The organism is Sinorhizobium sp. NFACC03 (assembly GCF_900103435.1).
Lineage (GTDB): Bacteria > Pseudomonadota > Alphaproteobacteria > Rhizobiales > Rhizobiaceae > Ensifer.
In genome coordinates, this window is record NZ_FMXF01000013.1 from 32566 (window position 1) to 57082 (window position 24517).

The window sequence follows — 24517 nt, forward strand, 5'->3', positions numbered from 1 at the left end:
GTCGCCCTGGCTATGCCTGCGCATGCGCAGGAGCAGAAGAGTGGCGAGGACGCCGGCGTCGAAAAGCGCGGCCGCATCACGCCCTTCAACGGGGCGGCGATGCCGGAGGGCGCGACGCCGACCGACCAGAAAGACGACAAGTCCGCTGTCGGACCCAATAAGAAGCCGGCCGACGGCTCTGTCCCATCGTCCGGCGTCACTGTTTTCGATCGCATGGGTGCCGAATTGCCGGCACTGCCAGCGGAAAAGCCCTTTACCGGCAAGGTCGACGATGCCTATGGCGCGTTCCAGCGCGGCTACTACCTGACCGCGATGGATCTGGCGCTGCCGCGCGCGCAGCTTGGCGACCCGGCGGCGCAGACCCTGATCGCCGAGATCCTGCAGCAGGGACTGGGCGTCGTGCGCAATCCCCAGCAGGCTGCCTTCTGGTACGGTCAGGCCGCGGAAAAAGGCGATCCGGCCGCGATGTTCAAATACGCGCTGATCCTGATGGAGGGCCGTTACGTCAAGCGCGACCGGAAGAAATCCGAAGAGCTGATGAAGAAGGCGGCCGATCTCGGCAATGGCTCGGCGCAATTCAACTACGGCCAGACGCTCGTCGCCGACAATCCCGGACCCAAGGGTTTGAAACTGGCGATGCCCTATTACGAAAAGTCGGCCGAACAGGGCATCGCGGATGCGCAATATGCGCTGTCGCAGATCCTGGTCAATGTCGATGGCATCGAGGAAAGCAAGCGGACGCGGGCGCGCGAATGGCTGATCCGCGCGGCGCGGGCGGGGTACGACACCGCTCAACTCGACATCGCGATCTGGATGATCGAGGGCATTGCCGGCGAGCGTAATCTCGAAGAGGGTTTCGGCTGGATGCGGCGGGCGGCCGAGGGCGGCAACGTGGTTGCACAGAACCGGCTTTCGCATCTCTACGTCAACGCCATCGGCACCCGGCCCAATCCGGTCGAGGCGGCGAAATGGTATGTGCTTTCGCGTCGCGCCGGTCTGAAAGACGACGCGCTCGAAGACTTCTATCTCGGTCTCAACGAAGAGCAGCAGAAGCAGGCACTCAGTGCCGCCAACAAATATCGCCGGAGCTGAACGGCGCCGCTCGCGGTCGAATCTTTGGCGGTCGTTCGGCGGAAATGCTATTTCGCTTGAACTTGCGGGCCATTTGTGGTTCTGAGGCCGCGGTTTTGCTCGTGGTGCCGCGACAGTTGGCGGCGACGGCGAGCGGAGTGAGAATTCACTCGGTTTTTTGACGACGGAGCTCAATCTGCGGCTTGCCCTGCTTCCTTGGATCGGTTCCGATCAAGGGAATTTGCAAGTAGGGCCGGCAATGCGGCCGCGTTCCGTCAAGCAGGTTCAACGTCCGATCGATTGTTTTCGATCGGCCTTCGTTATCAAGGGATCGCCAGATGGCCCGTTCAGCACTTCTCAATGTCATGGTTCAGGCCGCCTTCAAGGCCGGCAAGTCGTTGGCCCGCGATTTCGGCGAAGTCCAGAACCTGCAGGTCTCGCTCAAGGGACCGGGCGACTATGTTTCGCAGGCCGACCGCAAGGCCGAAAAGCTCATCCGCGAGGAACTCCTCAAGGCCCGTCCGACCTACGGCTTCCTTGGCGAGGAAGGTGAAGAGATCGTCGGCACCGACGGCGCGCATCGCTGGATTGTCGACCCGCTCGATGGCACCACCAATTTCCTGCACGGTATCCCGCACTTCGCCGTTTCGATCGCACTCGAGCGCCAGGGCGAGATCGTCGGCGCCGTCATCTTCAACCCGGCGACCGATGAACTCTACACCGCCGAGCGTGGCGGTGGCGCCTTCCTCAACGACCGTCGCCTGCGTGTCGCCTCGCGCAAGCATCTTTCCGATGCCGTGATCGCCACCGGCACGCCGCATCTCGGCCGCGGCAACCACGGCAAGTACCTGATCGAACTGCGCCACGTGATGGGCGAAGTGGCCGGTATCCGCCGCATGGGTGCCGCCTCGCTTGACCTCGCCTATGTGGCCGCCGGCCGCTACGACGGTTACTGGGAACGCGACCTCGCCGCCTGGGACATCGCGGCTGGCGTGCTTCTCATCCGGGAAGCCGGCGGCTGGGCGCACGATATCAACGGCGGCGCCAAGCCGGTCGACGACGGTTCGGTCGTCTGCGGCAACGAATATATCGTCAAGGCGCTGAACGACGTCGTGCACCGCCCGGTGCCGACGAAGTAATCAGCGACCCTATTCCTATGCTCGGCCTCCGGCGCTCACCCGCCGGAGGCTTTGTTTTTCCGCTTGATCCGGAATGGGGCAACACGACAGTGCCACATGCCTGTGCCTATCTACGCGCGTCGCGGCCGTCGCCCCACTTTGGGAACGGCTGAATTTCGTCCTTGAATCGATTTCGGTTTCGGGAATTATGCAGTAGTCTCCGGGCCGGCGCCGCGCCGTTCCGACAAGTAAAAACCGGGAGATACTTACACCCATGACGAAACTGCATCTGTCCGGATGGAACGGTCGGGAAGGCATGGAAGAAGGCTATAATCCGCACAAGCTTTCGAGCCCCATGCACTATTTCTGGACCATGGTGGTCTTCCTGATCATCGTCGGTTTCGTGGGCGCAATCCTCTTTCGGCAGGCACACAACGCCTTTCTGGCCAACCCCGGCCTCAACGGCTTGATCCTTGGGGTGCTGCTGATCGGCATCCTGCTCGTATTCACCCATGTGCTGGGCTTGCGTCCCGAAGTGCGCTGGTTCAACTCCTTTCGCGCCGCCGGCAGTGCCGACAAGGTGGGCCGCGATCCGGTGCTGCTGGCGCCGATGCGGGCACTGATCGGTGCCCGTCAGACGGCGATCTCGACGACGGCGCTGCGCTCCATTCTGGATTCGATTGCGACCCGCCTCGATGAATCCCGCGACATCTCGCGCTATCTGACCGGCCTTCTCGTGTTTCTCGGTCTGCTCGGCACCTTCTGGGGTCTTTTGGGCACCATCGGCTCGATCAACACGGTCATCCAATCGCTGGATGCCGGTTCGGGAACCACCGAAGACATTCTGGCGGCCTTGAAGAGCGGCCTGTCGGCGCCGCTGACCGGCATGGGTACGGCGTTCTCGACATCGCTGTTCGGTCTTTCCGGTTCGCTGATCCTCGGCTTCCTCGATCTGCAGGCCGGCCGCGCCCAGAACCGTTTCTATACCGAGCTTGAAAACTGGCTTTCTTCCGTGACCGATGTCGGCTCCGAGCTGACTTCTGCGCTCGATGCGCCGTCGGGTGCGCCGGTCGAGGAGTTGAAAAAGCTTACGGATCAGCTGGTCCGCCTCAACCAGGAGGGCGGTTCGAGCCAGCGCACGACCGCCGCCATGGCAAGCCTTGCCGAGGGTATCCAGGGCCTGGTGAAAAATATGCGCGGCGAGCAGCAGATGCTCCGGGACTGGATCGAAGCCCAGCAGGAAGAGGCCAAGGCGATGCGCAGGACGCTCGACAAATTGTCGTCGCGCATCGGAGGCGAGCGGATCGCCGTGACAAGCGAGAGGTCGTCATTGCCGGCCAAGCTCGGACAGTTGGACGAGACCGGAGGAGAGTAATCCATGGCGCTCGCCCGCAAAGGCCGCACGCAGCGCACGATCGATTATTGGCCGGGCTTCGTCGACGCGCTGTCGACGCTCCTGCTTTCGATCATGTTCCTGCTCACCGTCTTCGTTCTCGGGCAGTTTCTGCTGAGCCGCGAAATCAGCGGCAAGGACGAAGTGCTGACCCGGCTGAACAGCCAGATCAACGAGCTCACGCAGCTCCTGGCGCTCGAAAAGAGCGGCAAGCAGGATCTCGAGGATTCGCTCGCCAATCTCCAGGCTTCCCTGTCCCAGTCGGAAGGCGAGCGCTCGCGGCTGCAGGCGCTGCTCGATCAGGGCGCCGGCAGTACCGATGTCGCCAACCAGAAGATCGGGCGCCTCGGCTCGGAGCTTGAGAACGAGCGTGAGATCAGCGCCCGGGCGATGAGCCAGATCGAGCTCCTGAACCAGCAGATCGCCGCGCTGCGCAACCAGATCGCCGCCATCGAGGTCGCGCTTCAGGCATCGGAGGCGAAGGACCAGGCGTCGCAGACGAAGATCGCCGACCTCGGCCGCCGCCTGAACGTGGCGCTTGCCCAGCGCGTGCAGGAGCTCAACCGCTACCGCTCCGATTTCTTCGGACGCTTGAGGGAAATCCTCTCCGACCGCGAAAACATCCGCATCGTCGGCGACCGCTTCGTGTTCCAGTCGGAAGTGCTGTTCCCATCCGGCGGCAGCGAACTCAATCCCGAGGGGCAGGCGGAGATGGGCAAGCTCGCCTCGGCGCTGCTTGATCTCGCCAAGGAGATTCCGGCGGAGATCAACTGGGTGCTGCGCGTCGACGGCCATACCGATAATGTCCAGCTTTCCGGAACAGGCCGCTATGCGGACAACTGGGAACTTTCCTCGGCGCGTGCCACCTCGGTGGTCAAATTTCTGATCTCGAAGGGGGTGCCTGCCGATCGCCTGGTCGCGGCCGGCTTCGGTGAGTATCAGCCGATTGCGCCGGGCGAGACCCCGGAGGCCCGGGCCCAGAACCGCCGCATCGAACTCAAGCTGACCGAAAAATAGGCCGCGGCCGCGAAACATACCGCGGCCAACGCCCGACCCTTGAATTGACCTTGACGTACGCGTAACAGTTGCTGCAGCCATTCGTATGGCGGCGCTGTATGGGGTGCAGGGGAGGGCATTTCGTGGATTGCGATGTATTGGTCATCGGTGCGGGCCTTGCCGGCCTGGTTGCCGCCTCGGAAGCGGCCGCCCTTGGCCGCAAGGTCATCGTTCTCGATCAGGAAGGCGAACAAAACCTTGGCGGTCAGGCTTTCTGGTCGCTGGGCGGTCTGTTCTTCGTCGATAGCCCCGAGCAGCGGCGCATGGGCATTCGTGACACGCGTGAGCTTGCCTGGCAGGACTGGCTGGGGTCTTCGCAGTTCGACCGTCCGGAGGACCACTGGCCGCGGCTTTGGGCGGAAGCCTATCTCGACTTTGCCGCAGGCGAAAAGCGCCGCTGGCTGCATTCCCTCGGCATGCGCTGGTTTCCGGTCGTCGGCTGGGCCGAGCGCGGCGGCGGCCTTGCCCATGGCCACGGCAATTCGGTGCCGCGCTTCCATGTCACCTGGGGCACGGGGCCAGCGGTACTCGATCCGTTCGTGCGGCTGACGCGGGAGGCGGAAAGCCGCGGTCTGGTGCGCTTCCGATTCCGCCATCGGGTCGATGAGCTCATCATCACGGATGGAACGGTGACGGGCGCCCGCGGTGCCTTGCTGAAGGAGGATCCGGTCGGGCGGGGCGAGCGCAGTTCACGCGACGTCTCCGGCGATTTCGAGATATCGGCGGGTGCGATCGTCGTCACCTCGGGCGGTATCGGCGGCAACCATGATCTCGTTCGCCGCAATTGGCCGCGCAAGCGCCTTGGCCAACCGCCGGCAACCATGGTCTCGGGCGTGCCGCATCACGTCGACGGACGCATGCTGGAGATCAGCAGCCGGGCGCGCGGCTCGGTCATCAACTCAGACCGCATGTGGCACTACACCGAGGGGCTCAGGAACTTCGACCCGATCTGGCCGGATCATGGCATCCGCATCCTGCCCGGCCCATCATCCTTCTGGTGCGACGCCGACGGCAACCGTTTTTCCGCGCCAGCGATGCCGGGCTTCGATACGCTCGGCACATTGCAGGCGATCCGCGACAGTGGCCACGACTACAGCTGGTTCATCCTGACGCGGGCGATCATCAAGAAGGAGTTTGCGCTTTCCGGTTCGGAACAGAACCCGGATCTGACCGGCAAGAGCATCTCTCTGCTCCTGAAGCGGCTCGGCAAGAATCCGCCAGCACCGGTCCAGGCCTTCATGGACAAGGGTGAGGATTTCATCGTCCGGGACCGGCTCGAGGACCTTGTGCCGGCGATGAATGCACTGACGGGCGAGAACCGGCTGTCGCTCGACCATCTACGCCGACAGATCGAGGCGCGCGATCGCGAGATCACCAACCCGTTCTCCAAGGATGCGCAGGTCACCGCGATCCGCGGCGCCCGCGCCTATCGCGGCGATCGGCTGCTGCGTACTGCCAAGCCGCACCGGCTGCTCGATCCGAAAGCCGGGCCGCTGATTGCCGTTCGCCTGCATATCCTGACCCGCAAGACGCTGGGCGGCCTGCAGACCAACCTCTCGGGCCAGGTGCTCGAACAATCGGGTGAGCCGGTGCCGGGCCTCTATGCCGCCGGCGAAGTCGCCGGTTTCGGCGGCGGCGGCATGCATGGCTACAATGCGCTCGAAGGCACCTTCCTCGGCGGTTGCATCTTTTCCGGCCGCGTGGCGGGGCGGGGTGCTGCTGGGGTGTGATCGCTTCCCACCGCTCGCTTTTGGGCTGCCCCTCACCCTAGCCCTCTCCCCGCACGCGGGGAGAGGGGACGGCCGAGCGTGCAGCTAAACTTGGCAAATGCTTCGAATGTCTGGACAAGTCGGCTGACGATCAATCCATCTGCACGTTGGCGTCGCGGACGACCGGCGTCCACTTCGCCAGTTCTGCCGTCACATGCGCACTGAGCTCTTCCGGCGTCGAGCCGACGATCTTGGCGCTGAATTCCTTCATGCGTTCGATGACGGCGGGATCCTTCAGGGCCTTGTTTGCTGCCTCGTTGAGGCGGGCGACCACAGGCTGCGGCGTGTTCGCCGGGGCGAAGAGCGCGTTCCAGGTATAGGTCTCATAGCCTGGGATGCCGGATTCAGCGACCGTCGGAACATCGGGGAAGGAGGGCGCGCGTTCCGCCGTGGTGACGGCAAGTGCCCTCAGCGTGCCTGCCTTGATGTGCCCGGAGGACGAGGGCAGGTTGTCGAACATGATCGGCACCTGGTTGCCGATGACGTCGTTCAGCGCCGGACCGGCGCCCTTGTAGGGGATATGCTGCATGCTGACGCCGGCCATTTTCTTGAAAAGCTCGCCGGAGAGGTGCAGCGGCGTGCCGTTGCCGGAGGAGGCATAGCTGTATTCGTCGGGCTTGGCCTTCAAGAGCGCCAGCAGTTCCTCGACGTTCTTGGCTGGAAGCTCCGGATTGACGACGAGCACGTTGGGCACGATGACCAGCAGCGAGATCGGAGCGAAGTCCTTCTCCGGATCATAGGGCTTGGTCTTGAGGATCAGTGGGTTGAGCGCGTGGGTGGCGACGGTTCCCATCAGGATCGTGTAGCCGTCCGCATCGGCGCGCGCGACATTGGCCGCGCCGAGATTGCCGCCGGCGCCGGCGACGTTCTGGACGATCACCTGCTCGCCGAGGTCTTCAGACATTTTCTGCGCGACGATGCGGGCGACCACGTCGGTCGACCCGCCGGCGGCGAAGGGAACGACCAGTGTTATCGGTCGGTCTGGGAAGCCCTGGGCGAGGGCCGGGGTGCTAAAGGGCAGCGCCGATAGCGCCATCAGGCCCAGCATCAGCGTTGCGCGCCGGGTCAGTTGCGAAAATGCCATGCGAATTTCCTCCCGATCATGTCTGCGAACCGCAGAGAACGGCCTTTGGCAGGCCGGCCCCATAACAATAGGGCTCGCTTCTCAGCCGGCAACTGCCAGGTGTGAAATCGGGAGGGTCGTCGTCGCAACGCCTCAGTTTTTCGTGGCGACGAACAGGGCCTCGGCGCCGTGGTCGAACTGCAGCCGCGCAAGCTTGGCGTAGAGGCCACCCTGGCGGATGAGGGAGACGTGCGTTCCCTCCTCGACGATCCGGCCATGATCCATAACCAGGATGCGGTCCGCCTTCAGAACCGTTGCGAGCCGGTGGGCGATGATGATCGTCGTGCGCTCGCGCAACAGGCCATCGAGGGCTTTCTGCACCAGCGTCTCGCTTTCGGCATCGAGCGCCGAGGTGGCCTCGTCGAGGAGCAGGATCGGTGCGTTCCTCAGGATCGCGCGGGCAATGGCGATGCGTTGCCGCTGGCCGCCGGATAGCGTGATGCCGCGTTCGCCGACGAGCGTGTCGTAGCCGTTGTCGAGGCGGTTGATGAACTCGTCTGCCTGGGCGGCGACGGCCGCAGCGCGCACCGCCTCACGGGTCGCGCCAGGCACGCCGAAGGCGATGTTGTCATGAACCGAGGAGGCGAAGATGGTGACATCCTGCGGCACGATCGCCAGCCGGTCGCGCAGTTCCTTCGGATCGACCGTGCGGACATCGAGCCCGTCGACGGTTACAGCACCCTTGGCGGGATCGTAGAAGCGGAGGAGCAGGGAGAAGACCGTGCTCTTGCCGGCGCCGGAAGGGCCGACGATGGCGACAGTCTCGCCTGGCTTGATCGCAAAGCTGAGGCCGTTCAGGCTCTTGTAGTCGGGTCGCGCCGGATAGGCGAAATAAACGTCGTCGAAGGCGATGGCGCCGGCGGCCGGTGCGGGCATGGCGACGGGGTTTGCCGGCGCCTGGATCTCTGGGATCTCCGTCAGCAGTTCGTTGAGCCGTTCGGCGGCACCGGCGGCCTGAGAGAGCTCGCCCCAGACTTCGGAGAGCGAGCCGAGGCTGCCTGCGGCAAAGACCGAGTAGAGCAGGAACTGGCTGAGGGTGCCGGCGGAAAGATTGCCCGACAGCACATCATGCGCGCCGAACCACAACACCGCAACGACGCTGCCGAAAACCATGGTGATGGCGAAGGCAGTGAGCACCGAGCGCGCCTTGATCGCGGCGCGCGCAGCGCCATAGGCATCTTCTACAGCGGATCCGAAATGGTTGTTGGCGAGTGCCTCGCCATTGAAGGCCTGCACGGTGCGGGATGCGGCGATTGCCTCGCCGGCATAGGCGGACGCCTTGGCGAGTGTGTCCTGAGCCTCGCGCGATCGGCGGCGGACGGAGCGGCCGAAGCCGACAAGCGGGAAGACGATGATCGGGATCGCGATCAGCACCAGGCTCGAGAGCTTAGGGCTGGTATAGACCATCATGCCGATGGCGCCGAGACACAGGATCAGGTTGCGCAGCGCCACCGAGGCGGTGGCGCCGACCGCCGACTTGACCTGGGTCGTATCGGCCGTCAGCCGCGAGACGATCTCGCCGGACTGGTTGACGTCGAAGAAGGAGGCGGAAAGCCGGGTGACACGATCGAAGACGTTGCGCCTGAGGTCGGCGACGATGCGCTCGCCGAGTGTGATGACGAAGTAGTAGCGCGCCGCACTTGCCAGAGCGAGCACGATGGCGAGCATCATCAACATCGAGAAGTAGGTGTTGATGAAACCGGAATCGGGACTGGAGAAGCCGTTGTCGACCATGCGCCTGACGGCGAGCGGCAGCGCCAGCGTCGTGACTGCGGCGAGGATCAGCGAAATGCCTGCGCCGACGACCAGATGGCGGTAGCGGGCGAGATAAGGTAGGAGCGTGGCCAGCGGGCGGATGGATTTACGCGCTGGCGCCTGGATTTCTCGTTCGGACACTTGACCCCTTTCGCCAACCACGGAGGAAAGGCTTTGCCCATGAGTCTTCCGCGCGGCACTTGTTATCCCGCAGACCTTGATGTATAGGCACGGCATCGAATTGGGAAGCCGTGGCCCTTCAGCCGGTCCGCGGCTTCATTTACGTGTTCGGTCTCGAAGTCGCAATGCCTTGCGACAATTGGACCCTGGAACTCTAGGAAGATCGTTATGAAGGCAGACATCCATCCCGATTACCACGTCATCAAGGTAGTCATGACTGACGGCACCGAATACGAAACCCGCTCGACCTGGGGTTCTGAAGGCGCCACCATGAACCTGGAAATCGACCCCAAGTCGCATCCGGCCTGGACGGGCGGCAACCAGCAGCTCATGGACCGCGGCGGTCGCGTCTCCAAGTTCAAGAAGCGCTTCGAAGGCCTCGGCCTCTAATCGAACGCCTCTCGGCATTCTTAAAGCCCGGCCATCGCGCCGGGCTTTTTGTTGGCCGATCAAGAGGCCGCCGGTTCGCCCGTCACTCGGGAAGGCCGGCCTTGCGAAAGCCGTCGACGAAATGCGCAAGCATGGCGTCGTCACGGAACGGCTCGGTCGCCGCCCAGTGGCGGATCGTGAAGCCCGGGTTGGCGACGAGAAACAGCTCTGCTTCCGTGCGCGCCTCGTCGAGGCGGCACAGCTGGGCGAGGCTTGCCGCCAGGAACCGGCGTGAGCTCGTGCGATAGGTCTCGTCCCTGCGCAGCGTCTCGACAGCGGCCTCGTAGTCACCGGCCGCATATTGCGCCTGGCCGAGCGTCAGATAGTACCAGCTTGCCGGAAACGGGTTCAGCCGGAACGCCTTGCGGATATGCGCGAGGCCCTCTTCGACCCGCCCGGCGAGAACGTCGATGTCGGACAACGCCGCCCAGGTGTCGGCCTCGTTCGGGTCGAGTTCGATCGCCTTGGCGAATTCCGCCTCCGCCTCGGTAAAGCTGCGCTCATATGCGAGCAGGTAGGCCAGGATCCAGCGGCTGCCGGCATCGTTTGGGTCGATCGTGACGGCTTTGCGCGCGAGCTCCAGGGCAAGGCTGCGGGCGGCCTCCGTCGGTCCGCCGGAGTGCACCCGTCCCATCCAGTGGTTCATCGCCAGCCAGCGGTAGGCTTCGGCATAATCGGGGTCGAGCGAAACCGCACGCGTCAGCATCAGGTGCGCTTCCTGGGCGGCCTGCGGCGTATCATCCATCAACCTGCGGGCGCGCACGCAGAGATCGTAGGCCTCGATGTTGCCGGGCCGGTTGCGTGGCAGCGGCGGCGGGCGCAATTTTCCGAGCAACGCTTCCACGATCTTGGCCGTAACCTCGTCCTGAACGGCGAAGATGTCTTCCAGGCTGCGGTCGAAGCGCTCCGCCCAGAGATGGTCGCCGCTCAGTGCGTCGACCAGTTGGGCATTGATACGCACGCGTCCTGCTGCGCGCCTGGCGCTGCCTTCCAGCAGGTAACGCACGCCAAGGTCTTCCGCGATCGCGCGCACATCCACCGCCTTGCCCTTGTAGACGAAGGATGAGTTGCGCGCGATGACGAACAGGCCGGGCATCCTCGAAAGGTCGGTGATCAGGTCCTCGGTCAGCCCATCCGTGAAGGGCTCCTGCTCGGGATCGTTGCTGACGTTGACGAAGGGCAGCACGGCGACCGACGGCTTGTCCGGCAGGGACAGGCGCCGCCGCGCCGCACCGAGCGTCCTCGTGCTTCCTGTGAAGCGATAGCCGACGCGTGGGATCGTCGAGATCCACTCGCCGCCGTCGGCGGCGGGGCCAAGCAGCTTTCTGAGCTGCGCGATCTGGACGGTGAGATTGCCTTCCTCGACGGCCGTTTTCGGCCACGCCGCATCCATCAGTTCGGCTTTACCCAGGATTTCGCCGGGCCGCGCGACGAGCGCCGCAAGCAGCCTCAGTCCGCGGTAGCCGATCGCGACAGGATCATCGTCCCGGAGAAGCGTTCCCGCACCCGGATCAAGTACGAAGGGACCAAAGGCGAAGCGCGTTTCCTGCATGGGCGCATCTATAGTTCGTTTGGACGTTTTTGAGAACTTTTTGGACGCGCTTAATTACGCTCCGGTTCGTGTCCTGCAGAATTCGTCGGTCTTTCGGGCCGATATGGAGGTTGCCATGAACCACATTCCCATTCCTGCATCCCGACACCAGGCGGCACGCGTGCACGAAGAAAAGCCGCTGCGTTTGCGCGCCGGCCTAGCAACGCTCAGAGGCGTTATCGCGACCTGGGACAGGAGGGCGCGCTTTCGCCGGGATCCCGAGCAGCTCTCAAGTAGCGACCCGCATTTGATCGACGATATCGGCCTCGCAAGGCGACAGGTCGAGATCGAAATCGCCAAACATCTCTGGCAGGCATGAGGCGCGTGTCGAAATGATATCGGACCAAGAGTCTCTGCGTGCGACGGAACGTCGTCATTCACGCGACCTGATCCTGCCGCGCGAACAACCAATCCTTTGGGCGGCGATAGCCGGCACCATCGCAACGGTCACGGTGTTCGCGGTCGCCCAGGGGCTGACCTATCCGCTGCTCAGCTTCATTCTGGAGCGGCAGCGAACGACCCCGGGACTGATCGGCCTGTCAGCGGCGATGACGCCGCTGGGTTTCATCGTTTCCGCTCCCCTCATTCCGGCGCTGGTTCGGCGCTTCGGTGCGGCGTGGCTTGCTATCCTGTGCTCGTTGTTCGCCGCGCTCATCCTGATCGCGATCGCCTGGACCCAGGAGCTCTGGGCCTGGATGCCGCTGCGTTTCCTGCTCGGCTTCTTTGCCAATCCGCTTTCCGTGATCAGCGAAACCTGGCTGATCACGATCACGCCTCCGTCGCGCCGGGGCCGCATCATGGGCCTCTATTCTTCGATTGTTTCGGGCGGCTTCGCCATCGGTCCGCTGTCGCTCGGCCTCGTCGGCACGGAGGGCTGGTCGCCCTTCCTGATCGGCATCGTGGCCTTCCTTCTCTGTGGCATGATCTTGCTCGCAGTCGTGCCGCGCCTGCCTGATATGCCGCAGGATGGCGAGGCAACTTCCGTCGGCGCTTTCCTGGCGCTGGCGCCTCTCCTTCTGTTTGCGGTTTTCACCGCTGCCGCTTTCGAGCAGATCCTGCTTTCGATGTTTGCCACCTATGGCGCCACGCTCGGAAGTGCCGAGGAGCGGATCGCCTCTCTCATTACCTGTTTCATCGCCGGCAATGCGCTGCTTCAGGTATTTCTCGGGCGCATGGCCGAGCAGATGGGCTCGATGCGGACGATGTTGTTCTGTGTGCTGGTCTCGCTGGTCGGGTGCCTGCTGCTGCCATGGGCCTTCAACTCCTGGCTCGTCTGGCCGCTCGTCTTCCTCTGGGGCGGGGTCTCGTTCGGCATCTACACGATGTCGCTGATCCAGCTCGGCGAGCGTTTCACCGGCCAGGCCCTGATCGCCGGCAATGCGGCGTTCGCGGTTGCGTGGGGTCTCGGCGGCATCGTGGGGTCGCCCGCGACAGGACTAGCCATGCAGTGGCTTGGCCATCGGGGACTGCCGCTGGCTCTTGGTTTCCTTAGTTGCGTGCTGGTGCTGCTTCTGCTGGCGAAGATGCGGCGCGCGCGATAGTGACACCAGCGACGCGAGAAACAAAAAACCCGGCGATGGCCGGGTTCTGTTTTCCGCACGCTGAAGCGAAGAGCTATCAGTTGGTGCCGAAGGCCGTCTGCAGCAGCTTGATCTGCGCCTTGACGCCGTTCTGGTTGTCCGGAACGATGGCGGCGGCTTCGTGCGGGCGGTAGATTTCGCGGTCGAGCAGGGCGACGCGGTTCTGCAGGCGCAGCGAGCGCTCGATGAGGTCGCGGAAGGATTCCGGCAGTTCGGCCCAGCCGGGAGCGGACTTGTCGACGTTGAAGCTGTCGAGGCGCACCTTGCTCTTTTCCGACATCACCTGGTCACGGCTCATCTCACCGTTGTTGACGGCGCGCTGCAGGAGCAGCCACGAGGCCATCTGCATCAGGCGGGTGGTAAGCCGCATGGACTCGGCTGCATAGAGCACCGACGCCATGCGCGGCAGAACCTTCGAGGCGGCGCGGCCGGGACCATCGAGGTATGTCGCCGTTTCCTCGACCAGACCCATGCCTTCCGAATAGAGCGTCTTGAATTGTGCCGAGGACGCTGCGTGTCCTGCGAAACTGACCGTATTCAATCCTCTCTCGGACATGACCTGTTTTCCCTGGTTCAAACGCATCACGACAGTCAGGTAGTGGACAGTTATAGGAAATAAATCCTTGCCCGTCTCTATGCTCGAAGAATGATCCGATAGCGCATTTCGCGCAAGGGTATTCTTAAGAAAGGGTTAATCTCCACAGTTCTTTAGCGAAAGCTATGCCAAAACAAAAAAAGAGCCGCGAAAAGCGGCTCTCAAGGTAAAACAGGGAGAAAAATCAGACCCATTCGCCAGTCGGAGAAATTGTCTGAAACCGGAAAGCTCCGGATACCCCGACAATCGCAGATAATGCTTAATTTGCCGTTAAACGCGCCTCGTTTTGCTGCGCTGCGGCCGCTCCCGCTCCCGCAAGGTCTCAGCGAAACAGGCCTTCGGCGGCTGAGCGGCTCGCGGATTTGCGCGTCCGCTCGGCTTCGAGCCGGGCGATTTCCTCCGTCAACAGGGCGATACGCTGGGTGAGTTCATCGACTGAAAGCAGTGAAAGATCGCTGCCGATTTCGTGCACCAGCTTCTTTTGTGGTCGGTCGTCGTCAAACAGGCTCATCCGTCTGATCCTCCCATTTCTGGTTGTTGTCCGGTTCGCTATGCGCTTCCTCGAACGGGGCAGCGCGCGGCGAAAGCTGCAGGCTTTCCGGTGTCGTCGGCGCACCGGCATTGACCGGCGAGAAGGCGTCGCGGTCGGCGACCGGCACGGGCGCGCGCATCCGGCTGCGGATGATGGCATAGGCTGTGATCAAAATGTGGGCGCAGGCGGTAATCATGAACAAACCGTACGGACCGGTTGCCGTCATGACCGGACCGCCGATCGTCGGGCCGATGATCGTGCCGATGCCATAGAGCAGCAGCAGGCCACCGGAGACCTTCACGAAGTCTTCGGCGGTTGCGAAGTCGTTGGCGTGGGAAACGGCGATCGGATAGAGCGCGTTGGCGGCGGCGCCATAGATTGCGATCAGCGTCAGCACGATCCAGACCTGGCTCGGCTCGATCAGGAAGATGAGCAGGCCGGCGACGGCGCCGACACCGGCAAGGGCGGCCAGGACATAGCGACGGTCGATGCGGTCGGAGAGGCGGCCTGCCGGAAGCTGCATCACCGCGCCCGCGAAGATCGCCACGCTCATCATGGCCGCGACGGTACTGTCGGAAAGGCCGGCCTGTCGCCCGAAGACGGCGCCAAGCGTGCCGAAGGCGCCATTGGCGATGCCGACGAGCAGGATGCCGAGGAACGAAACCGGCGAGTTCCGGTAGAGGCCGCGCAGGTCGAGGCTGACCTTCTTCAGCGGTTGCGGCGAGGCGGCCTTGGACATCAAGGTCGGCAGCATGGCGACACAATAGAGGATGCCGCAGATCATGAAGAAGATGCTGGTCGAGGTGTCGCCAAAGGGGATCATCATCTGGCCGCCGACGACGCCGAAAAGCGTGATGGCGATATAGAGCGAGAAGATGACGCCGCGGCTCTCATTGGTGGCGCGCTCGTTCAGCCAGCTTTCGATGATCATCGACGTGCCGGCGGTGGCAAAGCCGGTGAGCGCGCGCAGGATCAGCCACCAGGTCGGATCGATCATGATGCCGGTCAACAGCGCGACGATGGCGATGAGAGAAGCAAAGACGCTGAAGGCGCGCACATGGCCGATGCGCTTGACGACATTCGGGGCGAAGAAGCACCCGAGGACGAAGCCGGCCGCCCAGGACGTACCGATCAGACCGAGGATGGTGGTCGGGTATCCCTCAGCAGTACCGCGAACGGGAAGAAGCAGTCCCTGAAGACCATTGCCCAGAAAGAGAAACAAGGTGCCGAGCAGGAGGGCAGCGACCGGGAGCAGGTTCTTTCTCATCATCCATCCGAAATTCGTTCTGCCGTCAGCAAGTTAGGGCGGTGCCTGGTGAATTGCCAGCCGGTTTCTCTCTACAGCGCTTTGATTACAGTGCCTTGATTTGCCGCCTGTTTCCTTCGACCGGAGACGATTGAAGGAAACAAGCGATTGCCGGTCATTGCAAATCGTCCGCGAAAACACTAGCCCTTTTTGCCAAGCGCAGCGTATCGCTAGCCTTTGGGGGAAGCGGTGCTCCGTGCGACGAAGAGTGCCGGCGTTGCGAACGCTTTGCCGGTTGAGGCAGCCTCCCGGAAGACGAGGGCAATATGCAGAAGGCGCTCGCCCTAATCCTGCTCCTGGCAATGGTGATCCAGCTTCTGTGGCCGCTCGGCATCCCTGGTCTGCGCCGCCGCCGCGACTTCTGGAAGATCGCGGTCTTCGCCATCGTCATGATGATGGTGACCGTGCTGATCCGGCCTTAACCAGGCCATCTTGCCTCTAAGTACCCGTTTCTTTGGAAACTCCGGAGCCGATTGCGCGATGCTATTGGGTTGTACGTATATTCGCTACAACTACAAAAGGGCGCAGGACAGATGCGGAATAACGCGCTAGATTACCTCTTTCACTCCGGAAGTGAATTCGAGGGTTTCTTGGAACGCCGTCTCGCTGCCATTCTCGCCGCCGATGTCGTGGGATACAGCCGCCTGATCGGCGCTGACGAGACCGGCACACTGGCCGCGATGAAGCGACACAAGAATGAACTCGTCGATCCCAAGATCCACCGCCACAAGGGCCGCATCGTCAAGCTGACCGGCGACGGCATTCTTGTCGAGTTTGCGAGCGTCGTGAATGCGGTCGCCTGCGCCGTCGATATTCAGCGCGGCATGCTGATCCGCAATGAAAGTGTGCCGCAGCTAAAGCGCATCGAACTCCGCATCGGCGTGCATCTCGGCGATATCATCGTCGAGGACGGAGATATCTTCGGCGATGGCGTCAATGTCGCCGCCCGTCTCGAAGGGCTGGCGGAGCCTTCCGGCGTTGCCGTTTCCGCCACGGTGCGCGATCACGTCGGCACCCGCCTTGATATCGGCTTCATCGACAAGGGTGAGCACACGCTGAAGAACATTGCCGCGTGCGTGCATGTCTATTCGGTGGCGCTCGGTGCGCCGACGAAAGTTGCGGCGGCGCCAAGCGGGGTCGGCCCCATCGTGCTTGATGACGGCTACGGGCTCTCGGTCGGCGTGCTTCCGTTCACCAACATGAGCCATGATCCCGAGCAGGAATACTTCTCCGACGGCATCACCGAAGACATCATCACGGATCTCTCGAAGATCTCGAAGCTGCATGTCGTCGCCCGCAACACGGTATTCACCTACAAGGGGCGGTCGGTGAAGGTGAAGCAGGTGGCCCAGGAACTGGGCGTCCGCTACATCCTCGAGGGCAGCGTGCGCAAGGCGGGTTCGCGGGTGCGCATCACCGGCCAGCTCATTGATGCCTTGACCGGTACACATCTCTGGGCCGACCGCTACGACCGCGACCTGACCGATATCTTCGCCATTCAGGACGAGATCACCCACGCTATCGTCGATCAGCTCAAGATCAAGCTTTTGCCGGCGGAGAGACAAGCGATCGAGAGCGACCCGACCACGAGCGTCGAAGCTTATACCTACTACCTGCGCGGCCGGCAGTTTTCGCATGCCTGGACCCGCTCCTATCTGCTGCTCGCGCGGCGCATGTTCCTGAAGGCGGTGGAGCTCGACCCTGACTTTGCCCGCGCCTATGCCGGCATCGCCGATTGCGAGTCGGCGCTGCGCGACTGGCACGAGGACGAGTTCCCGCTGCAAAGCATTCTTTCCACAACCGCGAAAGCGCTGGAGATCGATCCGAACCTTGCGGAGGCTCATGCCTCACGCGGCCTAGTGCTGCACCAGGACGGCCAGGACGATGAGGCGGTCGCCGAATTCGAGCGGGCGTTGACGCTCGATGCCGGCCTCTATGAGGCGAATTTCCATTACGCCCGTTTCTTGTTTATGCAGGGTGCCTTCGAAACGGCGATCCAGTTCTTCAAGCGCGCTGCTGACATTCGGCCGGACGACTATCTGTCGCCGATCCATCTCATGAGCGCCTATAAATCGCTCGGCCGTGACGTCGAACGTGCGCAATGGGCAAGGATCGGGATATCTCGGGCGGAGCGGGCGCTGGAACTCAATCCGGAAAACTCCGGCCCCGCGCATCGCGGCGCGTTGGCGCTCGCTCATATGGGCGAAGCCCAGCGCGCCCGGGAATGGGCGGCGCGCGCTCTGGCAATCGATCCCGACGACGTGGTCGCGCGGTACAATACGGCCTGCGTTTATTCCATCCTCGGCGATACCGACGCGGCGCTCGACCTGCTCGAAACCTTGCTGCCACAGAGTTCGTGCTACCAGCTGCTCTGGTTCAAGCAGGATTCCGACCTCGACGCGGTTCGCCACCATGTCCGCTTCCAGGCGATGGTCGAGGCGATCGCGCAATGCGAGGCGGGGTTGCGCTAACCGCCGGAGGGTGCCGGCGGTTGTTTTCAGTGGTGGCTTGCCTGACGGGATTCCGCCGGCGCAGTGCTGCCGCCACCCGCCAGATGGCCGCGCCGGTGACAAAGAGCATGGCCGTCGCCACGATCACGACTGCGGTAAAGGCCTGCTCGAAGGCGAGCCGGGCGCGGGTTACCAGTTCGCCAGCCACATCCGCCGGCAGTTTCTCGGCGAGAAGCAGGGCTTCGTCGAGGCTGTCGCGGGCCATCGGCGAAATGGCTGCACCCTCCGGCAGCACGAGGAAGGCGGTGTAGACGACCGACATGACGGTGCCGAGAACGGCAATGCCGATCGCGCCGCCGAGTTCGAAGGAGACCTCTTCGATCGATGCCGCCATGCCGGCCCGCTCCGGCGGGGCGTTGAGCATGATGGCGCTGGAGGCGGCGGTCATCGAGGCGCCGATGCCGAGGCCGAGGACGACGAGGGTGACGATTTGGATCAGCGCGCCGGCCTCATGGGTCAGCAGGTATCCGCCGAGACCGAGGGCCGCGAGAATGAGGCCGGAGCGCAGCACCACCTCCGCGCCGAGACGCGGCAGCAGGGTGCCGGTCAGCGGACCGGCGACGAAGGCTGCGAGCGGGATTGGCAGAATGAAGAGGCCGGCCTGAAGCGGCGAAAGACCATCCACGAGCTGCAACTGCTGGCTCAGGACCAGCTCGATGCCGACGATGGAGGCGGATGCGACCAGCGCGGCAGCGACGCCGGAGGAAAACGCCGCATTGCGGAAGAGGCCGAAATCGATCAGCGGATGCGGGCTCCGGCGCTGGCGGCGCACGAAAAGAATGAGCGCGATGGCACCGATCACGGCGGCGGCGAGGCCCGCTTCCAGCGATGGTTCGCGCTTGCTGGTTTCCTTGACAGCATAGGCGAGACCGACGAGACCGACCATGATCTGGAACGATCCGAGTGCATCCCACGGATGTTTCGGATTGCCTGATGTGTTCGGCAGCACGCCGAGGCCGAGCAGGAGGGCAATGGCGACGATCGGCACGTTGATGAGGAAGACCGAGCCCCACCAGAAATATTCGAGCAGGAAGCCGCCAAGCACCGGTCCGATGGCGGCACCACCGGAGGCGATCGCGGCCCAGACGCCGATCGCCAGCGCCCGCTCGCGCTCGTCGGTGAAGGTGAGGCGGATGATCGACAGCGTTGCCGGCATCATCAGCGCGGCGCCGACTGCAAGCAGCACACGCCCGCCGATCAGGATCGCAGGGGTAGGGGCGTAGGCGGCAATCAGCGAAGCGACGCCGAAGACCGCGAGGCCGACGATAAAGGGTTTCTTGTGCCCGAGCCGGTCGCCGAGCGTGCCGAGGCCAGGCAGAAGGCCGGCGACGACGAGGGCGTAGGCGTTGACGATCCAGAGCTTCTCGGATGCGCTCGCGCCGAGGTCATGGGTCAGGCGGGGAAGGGCAGTATAGAGCACCGTCATATCGACGACGATCAAAAGGAGTGCGCTCGATACGATGGCCAGAATGAGCCAGCGATTTTGCGGATGCATAGTACACCTCAATTGGCCACCCACAGGGAATTGGGGGCTAGGTCTTGTTAACGTCAGGGTCATTATTTAAATACGTACGTATGGATTTGAAATAGGAAGTCAAGATGGGACGACGTCGAACAATCGATCGTAACAAGGTACTGGATGCGGCGGAGGCGATCGTGAACGCCGTCGGCGCTGCCGGCCTGACGATCGATGCCGTCGCCAAGGCGGCCGGCATCACCAAGGGCGGCGTGCAATATTGCTTTGGCAACAAGGACGGTCTGATCGACGCGATGATGGAGCGTTGGTTCAACGAGTTCGACACCGCGGTTGCGGCCGAGGGCGGCGACGATCCTGATCCGGTCAAGGCGATGCGCGCCCATGCGTCGGTGACTGCGCGAATGAACACGGCCGACAATGCCCGCACATCCGGCATGATGGCAGCCCTTTTGCAGCGGGAAGAGCACATGGCCAAGAACCGCGCCTGGTACCGCGCGCGTCTCGATGGCATCGACCTGTCGACGGAGGCGGGGCGCCGGGCACGGCTTGCCTTCCTCGCCACCGAGGGCGTCTTCCTGCTGCGCGGTTTCGGCTTCGTCGAGATGGACGACGCCGAATGGCAGGACATGTTCGCCGATATTCTGAAGCTGTTGCCGGAGCCCGGCGACGCCGCCTAGAGCAGTTCCAGGAAAAGTTGAAACGGTTTTCCGTCCGGAATTGCGCAATTTCAAACAGTTGGAGCAATTCGCTGTTTCAATGAAACAGTGAAATGCTCTAACGGTCGCCGAGGAAAGTGCTAGAGGTCGATCAGACCGCGCATCGCACTGATGCAATTGCCGGAAAGGCTGACTTGGCGAACGATGCCGCCTTGTTTGCGGACAGAAGCGCCGATGAGGCTCCGCCGGCCCATCTCCACGCCCTGCTCGATCGCGATCTCGACATCGATATCCTGATCCGGCAGCAGCGAGACGAGATAGGCCGAAAGGGCCGCCGAGGCGCTGCCGGTGGCGGGATCTTCGTTGACATTGTCGAGCGGCGCGAACATGCGCGCCCGGATCTGCCACGGCGTTTGCGGCGATCGTGCATAGAGGAACAGGCTGAAGCTGTCTTCCTCGGGCTTGTAGCGCGCATTCGCTGCATGGAAGGCCGTCACATTCGGCCGTGCCGTCGAAAGTGACGCGATATCACTGATTTCCGCGACCGCGAAGGGCAGGCCGACGGAAAGCCGGATAGGCGTATGGATGCGCGTGCTGATGGCTTCCGATGTGAGCGATGCGCAGGCAGCGATCGTCCCGACGTCGATTTCCGGGCCGGCCGTCAAGCCGCGCGGCACGACGATACTGGCGCCTGTGACTTCGCCTTTCTCCCGCGACACAGTCGCCTCGACGAGGCCCGCTTTTTCCTCGAAGCGCAGGATATTGCCGGGTACACGGCCGAAGATTTCCTTCTGTCGGCCGAGCACGAAGGCGGTGCCGACGTTCGGGTGACCTGCAAAGGGGATCTCCATCGTTGGCGTGAAGATCCGGACCTCGGCGGTGTTGGCGGGGTCGCGCGGCGGCAGCACGAAGGTGACCTCCGAATAGCCGAACTCGGTCGCGATCGCCTGCATCTGCTGGTCGCTCAGGCCCCGGGCATCCGGGATGACCGCGAGCTGGTTGCCGGCGAAACGCTCAGTGGTAAAGACGTCGACAGTGACGTAGGCGATGGATTGTGGCGAGGCGGCTGAGGTCATGACACCGGCTTTCACTGGAGTTGGCTGCGAGGCCAAGACTTAAGCCAGCGTTCGCACGCGTCAAAGGCGCCAACTTGTTCCGGTGACAAGTTCCATCCGGCACGGGCAGCCGGGTTCTGGCTGGCCCCGCTGTCCAGGCGCTCCGCGATGTTGACGACGCATTCCTGCTGCGGATGTAGCCGAAGCAAAGAGGGGCCGACTTGCAGCCCCTCGGTTCTCATCTCTCGACCATGCCTTATGCGACCTTCTCGAGATCCTTCTTCCATGTGCCCTTGGCCGCAAGGCTGCACATCTCAGCGCGATGCGAGAAGGCACGCTGGCCGGCACCGATGTTGTCGGCCTTGCCGTGCCAGGCGTTGAGCGCCTCCTGCTGCAGCGCGCGGCCATAGGAGAAGGTGAGCTTCCACGGCAGGTCGTGGGTGGCGTTCATCGCCGAAAGATGGGCCGTCGCCTCTTCGGTCGACTGACCGCCGGAAAGGAAAGCGATGCCAGGCACGGCCGAAGGCACCGTCCGTTTCAGCACCCTTATCGTGCGCTCGGCCACCTCGGCGACGGAAGCCTTGCGGGCCTTCTTGCCGTCGATGACCATGCTCGGTTTCAGGATCATGCCTTCGAGCCTGACGCGCATGGCGGCCAGTTCCTCGAAAGTGGTGCGCAGCGCCCACTCCGTCACTTCCTCCGCGCGGTCGATCGAATGGTCGCCTGGCGCTCCATCCATCAGCACCTCCGGCTCGACGATCGGCACGATGCCGGCTTCCTGGCAAAGGGCGGCATAGCGGGCGAGCGCATGGGCGTTGGCACGAACGGCGCCTGCGCTCGGCAGCGTGTCGGAGACAGAGATCACGCCGCGCCACTTTGCAAAGCGCGCACCCGCCTCGTAATATTTCGCCAGCCGCTGCGCGAGGCCATCGAGGCCTTCGGTGATCGTCTCTGCCGGGAAATTGGTCATCGGCTTGGCGCCGGCGTCGACCTTGATGCCGGGGACCGCGCCGGCGGCACGGATGATTTCGACCAGCGGCGTGCCGTCGACGGCATGCTGAAACAGGGTTTCCTCATAGAGGATGACACCGGAGATGTACTTGCGCATCGCCTTGTCGGCGCGCAGCAGCATTTCGCGGTAATCGCGCCTGGAGGTCTCGGTGGATTCGAGGCCGATCGTATCGAAACGCTTCTTGATCGTGGCCGTAGACTCGTCGGCGGCGAGCAGCCCCCGGCCGTTGGCGACCATGGCAATTGCGATGTCTTCCAGTCTTTCGCTCATGTTTTTCTCCCTAGACAGCGCTGATCACCAGGGACCAGGCAGGTACTGAAACAAACAGTTTCGGACCGACGGCGCACAGGGCAGCCGCCACGCTCCAAACGAGGCGCGAGTAACAGGCGAAATTGTCCAGGAAAATGGCGAGAAAAGCGACTAAAACGATTTAAAATTTTTTAATCGATTGAACAATCAAGATTTTTTCTTGATTGACCGGCGCGCGGCGGTTGTGTCCGCGCGCCGATTGGATGCGTTACTTCTGCTTGAGGATGTCGACGCCCGGGAGCGGCTTACCTTCCATCCACTCCAGGAATGCGCCGCCGGCGGTCGAGACATAGCTGAAATCGTCGGCGACTTCGGCATGGTTCAGTGCTGCGACGGTATCACCACCCCCGGCAACCGAGACCAGCGATCCCTGGCGGGTGCGGGCGGCCGCATGCTTGGCGACCGCAACCGTCGCCTTGTCGAAGGGGGCGATTTCGAAGGCGCCGAGCGGGCCGTTCCAGACGAGCGTTTCGGCCTTGGAGATCCAGTCGTTGACGGCGGCGATCGACTTCGGACCGACGTCGAGAACCATGGCATCGGCGGGAATGGCGTTGATATCGACCACTTCGTTGTCGGCGCCGGCCTTGAACTCGCGGGCGATGACGCCGTCGTCCGGCAGAACGATGGCGCAGCCGGCCTTGTCGGCGGCAGCAATGATCGCCTTGGCGGTGTCGGCGAGGTCATGCTCGCAGAGCGACTTGCCGACATTGATGCCCTTGGCGGCGATGAAGGTGTTGGCCATGCCGCCGCCGATGACGAGCGCGTCGACCTTGGTCACGAGGTTCTGGAGGAGGTCGATCTTGGTCGAGACCTTGGCGCCGCCGACGATCGCGACGACCGGCCGTTTCGGCTGGCCGAGGCCCTGTTCGAGTGCTTCGAGTTCGGCCTGCATGGTGCGGCCGGCATAGGCGGGCAGGTGATGGGCAAGGCCCTCGGTCGAGGCATGGGCGCGGTGGGCGGCGGAGAAGGCATCGTTGACGTAGATGTCGCCGTTGGCGGCAAGCGCTTCGACGAAGGCCGGCTCGTTCTTTTCCTCGCCCTTGTGGAAGCGGGTATTCTCAAGCAGCAGCACGTCGCCGTCGCTCATATCGGCAATGGCGTTCTTCGCCTTGTCGCCGATGCAGTCGGCGCCGAAGTGGACACGCTGATCGAGCACATCTTCGACGGCCGGCGCGATCGTCTTCAGCGACATGTCGGCGACCGGTTCACCCTTCGGGCGGCCGAAATGGGCGAGCAGGATGACCTTGGCGCCCTTCTCGGACAGTTCGCGGATGGTCGGCGCCACACGCTCGATGCGGGTCGCGTCCGTCACCACGCCGTCCTTGACCGGCACGTTGAGATCGACGCGCACCAGCACGCGCTTGCCGGCGATGGCGGTCAGATCGTCGAGGGTCTTGAAAGTCATCAGATAGTCTCCGGTGATAGTCTTTGGAAAAGGGTGGGATAGTCGATGACGAGGCCGTCCTCGTCCACGGGCAGGTCCGCGGCAAAGCTGCGATCCTCGGCCTCGTAGCGGTAGAGCCTGAAATCATCGAGGCAGGTGTAGTGCTGGCCGTCCACGACGGGCTCGAACGTGTCGAACGGCACGTAGAGCATCTTGAGCTTTACAGTGCCGGACTGGCGACCGAGGTCGAGCCGGCGGATCGGCAGCGTGTTGGTGAAGGGTGTACCGGCGAGGTCGATATCGATGCAACCATCGAACTCGGAGAGGGGAGCGCCTCGCGCCGTCATCCATTGGCCCGGGACGTCCGAGCGCAGATGCAGGCTCCGGCCGTCCGTCGTGTCGACCATGAGCTTGCGAACGTGCCAAGTGTCGTCGCAATCGATCCGGTAGCGCACGCCATAGGGCGTGCCGCCGCGGTTGCCGATGAGAACGCCGACGGCGCGGATGACCGCGCCGTCGGTTGTTTCGGTTTGCGTCAGCGTCAGGTGTTCGAGCCCTTCCCCTTCCAGCGGACGCCAGCGGACCGTCTTTGGAGAAAGGGCGCGAAACATCTGAC

22 protein-coding genes are annotated in these 24517 nt (G+C 63.3%); 11 read left to right on the forward strand and 11 right to left on the reverse strand.

Going from position 1 to position 24517, the window contains the following annotated elements:
• Positions 1-12 precede the first annotated feature (12 nt).
• The 5 genes from BLU35_RS17405 (at position 13) to BLU35_RS17425 (ending at position 6368) form a co-directional block, all read left to right on the forward strand.
• On the forward strand, positions 13-1092 hold the full coding sequence (locus BLU35_RS17405) for a tetratricopeptide repeat protein (protein WP_245296007.1): 1080 nt from the start codon (positions 13-15) through the stop codon (positions 1090-1092).
• A gap of 317 nt (positions 1093-1409) precedes the next feature.
• Complete coding sequence (locus BLU35_RS17410) at positions 1410-2210, forward strand: inositol monophosphatase family protein (RefSeq protein ID WP_057254656.1); 801 nt, start codon at positions 1410-1412, stop codon at positions 2208-2210.
• 253 nt (positions 2211-2463) lie between these two features.
• On the forward strand, positions 2464-3564 hold the full coding sequence (locus tag BLU35_RS17415; protein ID WP_057254657.1) for a hypothetical protein: 1101 nt from the start codon (positions 2464-2466) through the stop codon (positions 3562-3564).
• A gap of 3 nt (positions 3565-3567) precedes the next feature.
• A complete protein-coding gene (locus BLU35_RS17420; protein ID WP_058321021.1) occupies positions 3568-4599 on the forward strand; it encodes a peptidoglycan -binding protein in 1032 nt (343 codons plus the stop codon).
• A 122-nt stretch (positions 4600-4721) separates the two neighbouring features.
• Positions 4722-6368, forward strand: a complete 1647-nt coding sequence (locus BLU35_RS17425; RefSeq protein WP_093233896.1) for an FAD-binding dehydrogenase — start codon at positions 4722-4724, stop codon at positions 6366-6368.
• A gap of 130 nt (positions 6369-6498) precedes the next feature.
• Here BLU35_RS17425 and BLU35_RS17430 read toward each other — a convergent pair whose 3' ends face one another.
• A complete protein-coding gene (locus BLU35_RS17430; protein WP_093233897.1) occupies positions 6499-7491 on the reverse strand; it encodes a Bug family tripartite tricarboxylate transporter substrate binding protein in 993 nt (330 codons plus the stop codon).
• Between the two features lie 132 nt (positions 7492-7623).
• A complete protein-coding gene (locus tag BLU35_RS17435) occupies positions 7624-9426 on the reverse strand; it encodes an ABC transporter transmembrane domain-containing protein (RefSeq protein WP_093233898.1) in 1803 nt (600 codons plus the stop codon).
• 207 nt (positions 9427-9633) lie between these two features.
• On the opposite strand from BLU35_RS17435, the gene rpmE reads away from it, so the two are divergent.
• Positions 9634-9855 (forward strand): 50S ribosomal protein L31, encoded by a 222-nt coding sequence (rpmE, locus tag BLU35_RS17440; protein ID WP_034806140.1) that lies wholly within the window; start codon positions 9634-9636, stop codon positions 9853-9855.
• An 82-nt stretch (positions 9856-9937) separates the two neighbouring features.
• Here rpmE and BLU35_RS17445 read toward each other — a convergent pair whose 3' ends face one another.
• The gene (locus BLU35_RS17445; protein ID WP_093233899.1) at positions 9938-11446 is read right to left on the reverse strand and encodes a winged helix-turn-helix domain-containing tetratricopeptide repeat protein; all 1509 of its coding nucleotides are present in this window, start codon (positions 11444-11446) and stop codon (positions 9938-9940) included.
• A 115-nt stretch (positions 11447-11561) separates the two neighbouring features.
• Between BLU35_RS17445 and BLU35_RS17450 the strand changes: the two genes are divergently transcribed.
• Both BLU35_RS17450 and BLU35_RS17455 read left to right on the forward strand, forming a co-directional pair.
• Entirely contained in the window at positions 11562-11804 is a 243-nt protein-coding gene (locus BLU35_RS17450; RefSeq protein ID WP_286161547.1) for a DUF1127 domain-containing protein, read from the forward strand.
• 13 nt (positions 11805-11817) lie between these two features.
• Positions 11818-13026 carry an MFS transporter gene (locus tag BLU35_RS17455; RefSeq protein ID WP_093233900.1) on the forward strand — a complete coding sequence of 403 codons (1209 nt, stop codon included), beginning with the start codon at positions 11818-11820 and terminating at the stop codon, positions 13024-13026.
• A gap of 76 nt (positions 13027-13102) precedes the next feature.
• Here BLU35_RS17455 and rcdA read toward each other — a convergent pair whose 3' ends face one another.
• From rcdA to BLU35_RS17470, 3 genes are all read right to left on the reverse strand, one after another.
• Positions 13103-13621, reverse strand: a complete 519-nt coding sequence (rcdA, locus tag BLU35_RS17460) for a protease adaptor protein RcdA (RefSeq protein ID WP_043610604.1) — start codon at positions 13619-13621, stop codon at positions 13103-13105.
• 361 nt (positions 13622-13982) lie between these two features.
• Entirely contained in the window at positions 13983-14171 is a 189-nt protein-coding gene (locus BLU35_RS17465) for a DUF1192 domain-containing protein (protein WP_057254664.1), read from the reverse strand.
• Positions 14158-15459, reverse strand: a complete 1302-nt coding sequence (locus tag BLU35_RS17470; protein WP_093233947.1) for an MFS transporter — start codon at positions 15457-15459, stop codon at positions 14158-14160. The genes BLU35_RS17465 and BLU35_RS17470 overlap by 14 nt, the downstream gene beginning before the upstream one ends.
• 305 nt (positions 15460-15764) lie before the next feature.
• Between BLU35_RS17470 and BLU35_RS17475 the strand changes: the two genes are divergently transcribed.
• Complete coding sequence (locus BLU35_RS17475) at positions 15765-15920, forward strand: hypothetical protein (RefSeq protein WP_093233901.1); 156 nt, start codon at positions 15765-15767, stop codon at positions 15918-15920.
• Between the two features lie 111 nt (positions 15921-16031).
• A complete protein-coding gene (locus tag BLU35_RS17480; RefSeq protein ID WP_093233902.1) occupies positions 16032-17969 on the forward strand; it encodes a tetratricopeptide repeat protein in 1938 nt (645 codons plus the stop codon).
• Here the strand turns inward: BLU35_RS17480 and BLU35_RS17485 are convergent.
• The gene (locus BLU35_RS17485; protein WP_093233903.1) at positions 17875-19503 is read right to left on the reverse strand and encodes an MFS transporter; all 1629 of its coding nucleotides are present in this window, start codon (positions 19501-19503) and stop codon (positions 17875-17877) included. The two genes, BLU35_RS17480 and BLU35_RS17485, sit on opposite strands and share 95 nt — an antisense overlap.
• Positions 19504-19607: 104 nt before the next feature.
• Here BLU35_RS17485 and BLU35_RS17490 point away from each other — a divergent pair, with 104 nt between their 5' ends.
• Complete coding sequence (locus BLU35_RS17490) at positions 19608-20162, forward strand: TetR/AcrR family transcriptional regulator (protein WP_093233904.1); 555 nt, start codon at positions 19608-19610, stop codon at positions 20160-20162.
• A 119-nt stretch (positions 20163-20281) separates the two neighbouring features.
• On the opposite strand, the gene BLU35_RS17495 is transcribed toward BLU35_RS17490, so the two are convergent.
• The 4 genes from BLU35_RS17495 to BLU35_RS17515 form a co-directional block, all read right to left on the reverse strand.
• Positions 20282-21217: a PhzF family phenazine biosynthesis protein gene (locus tag BLU35_RS17495; RefSeq protein WP_093233905.1), complete on the reverse strand. Its 936-nt coding sequence runs from the start codon at positions 21215-21217 to the stop codon at positions 20282-20284.
• Between the two features lie 235 nt (positions 21218-21452).
• Positions 21453-22478 carry a class I fructose-bisphosphate aldolase gene (locus tag BLU35_RS17505; protein WP_093233907.1) on the reverse strand — a complete coding sequence of 342 codons (1026 nt, stop codon included), beginning with the start codon at positions 22476-22478 and terminating at the stop codon, positions 21453-21455.
• Positions 22479-22725: 247 nt separating this feature from the next.
• The gene (locus BLU35_RS17510; RefSeq protein WP_093233908.1) at positions 22726-23922 is read right to left on the reverse strand and encodes a phosphoglycerate kinase; all 1197 of its coding nucleotides are present in this window, start codon (positions 23920-23922) and stop codon (positions 22726-22728) included.
• On the reverse strand, positions 23922-24512 hold the full coding sequence (locus BLU35_RS17515; RefSeq protein ID WP_058325893.1) for a putative glycolipid-binding domain-containing protein: 591 nt from the start codon (positions 24510-24512) through the stop codon (positions 23922-23924). The genes BLU35_RS17510 and BLU35_RS17515 overlap by 1 nt, the downstream gene beginning before the upstream one ends.
• Positions 24513-24517 lie beyond the last annotated feature (5 nt).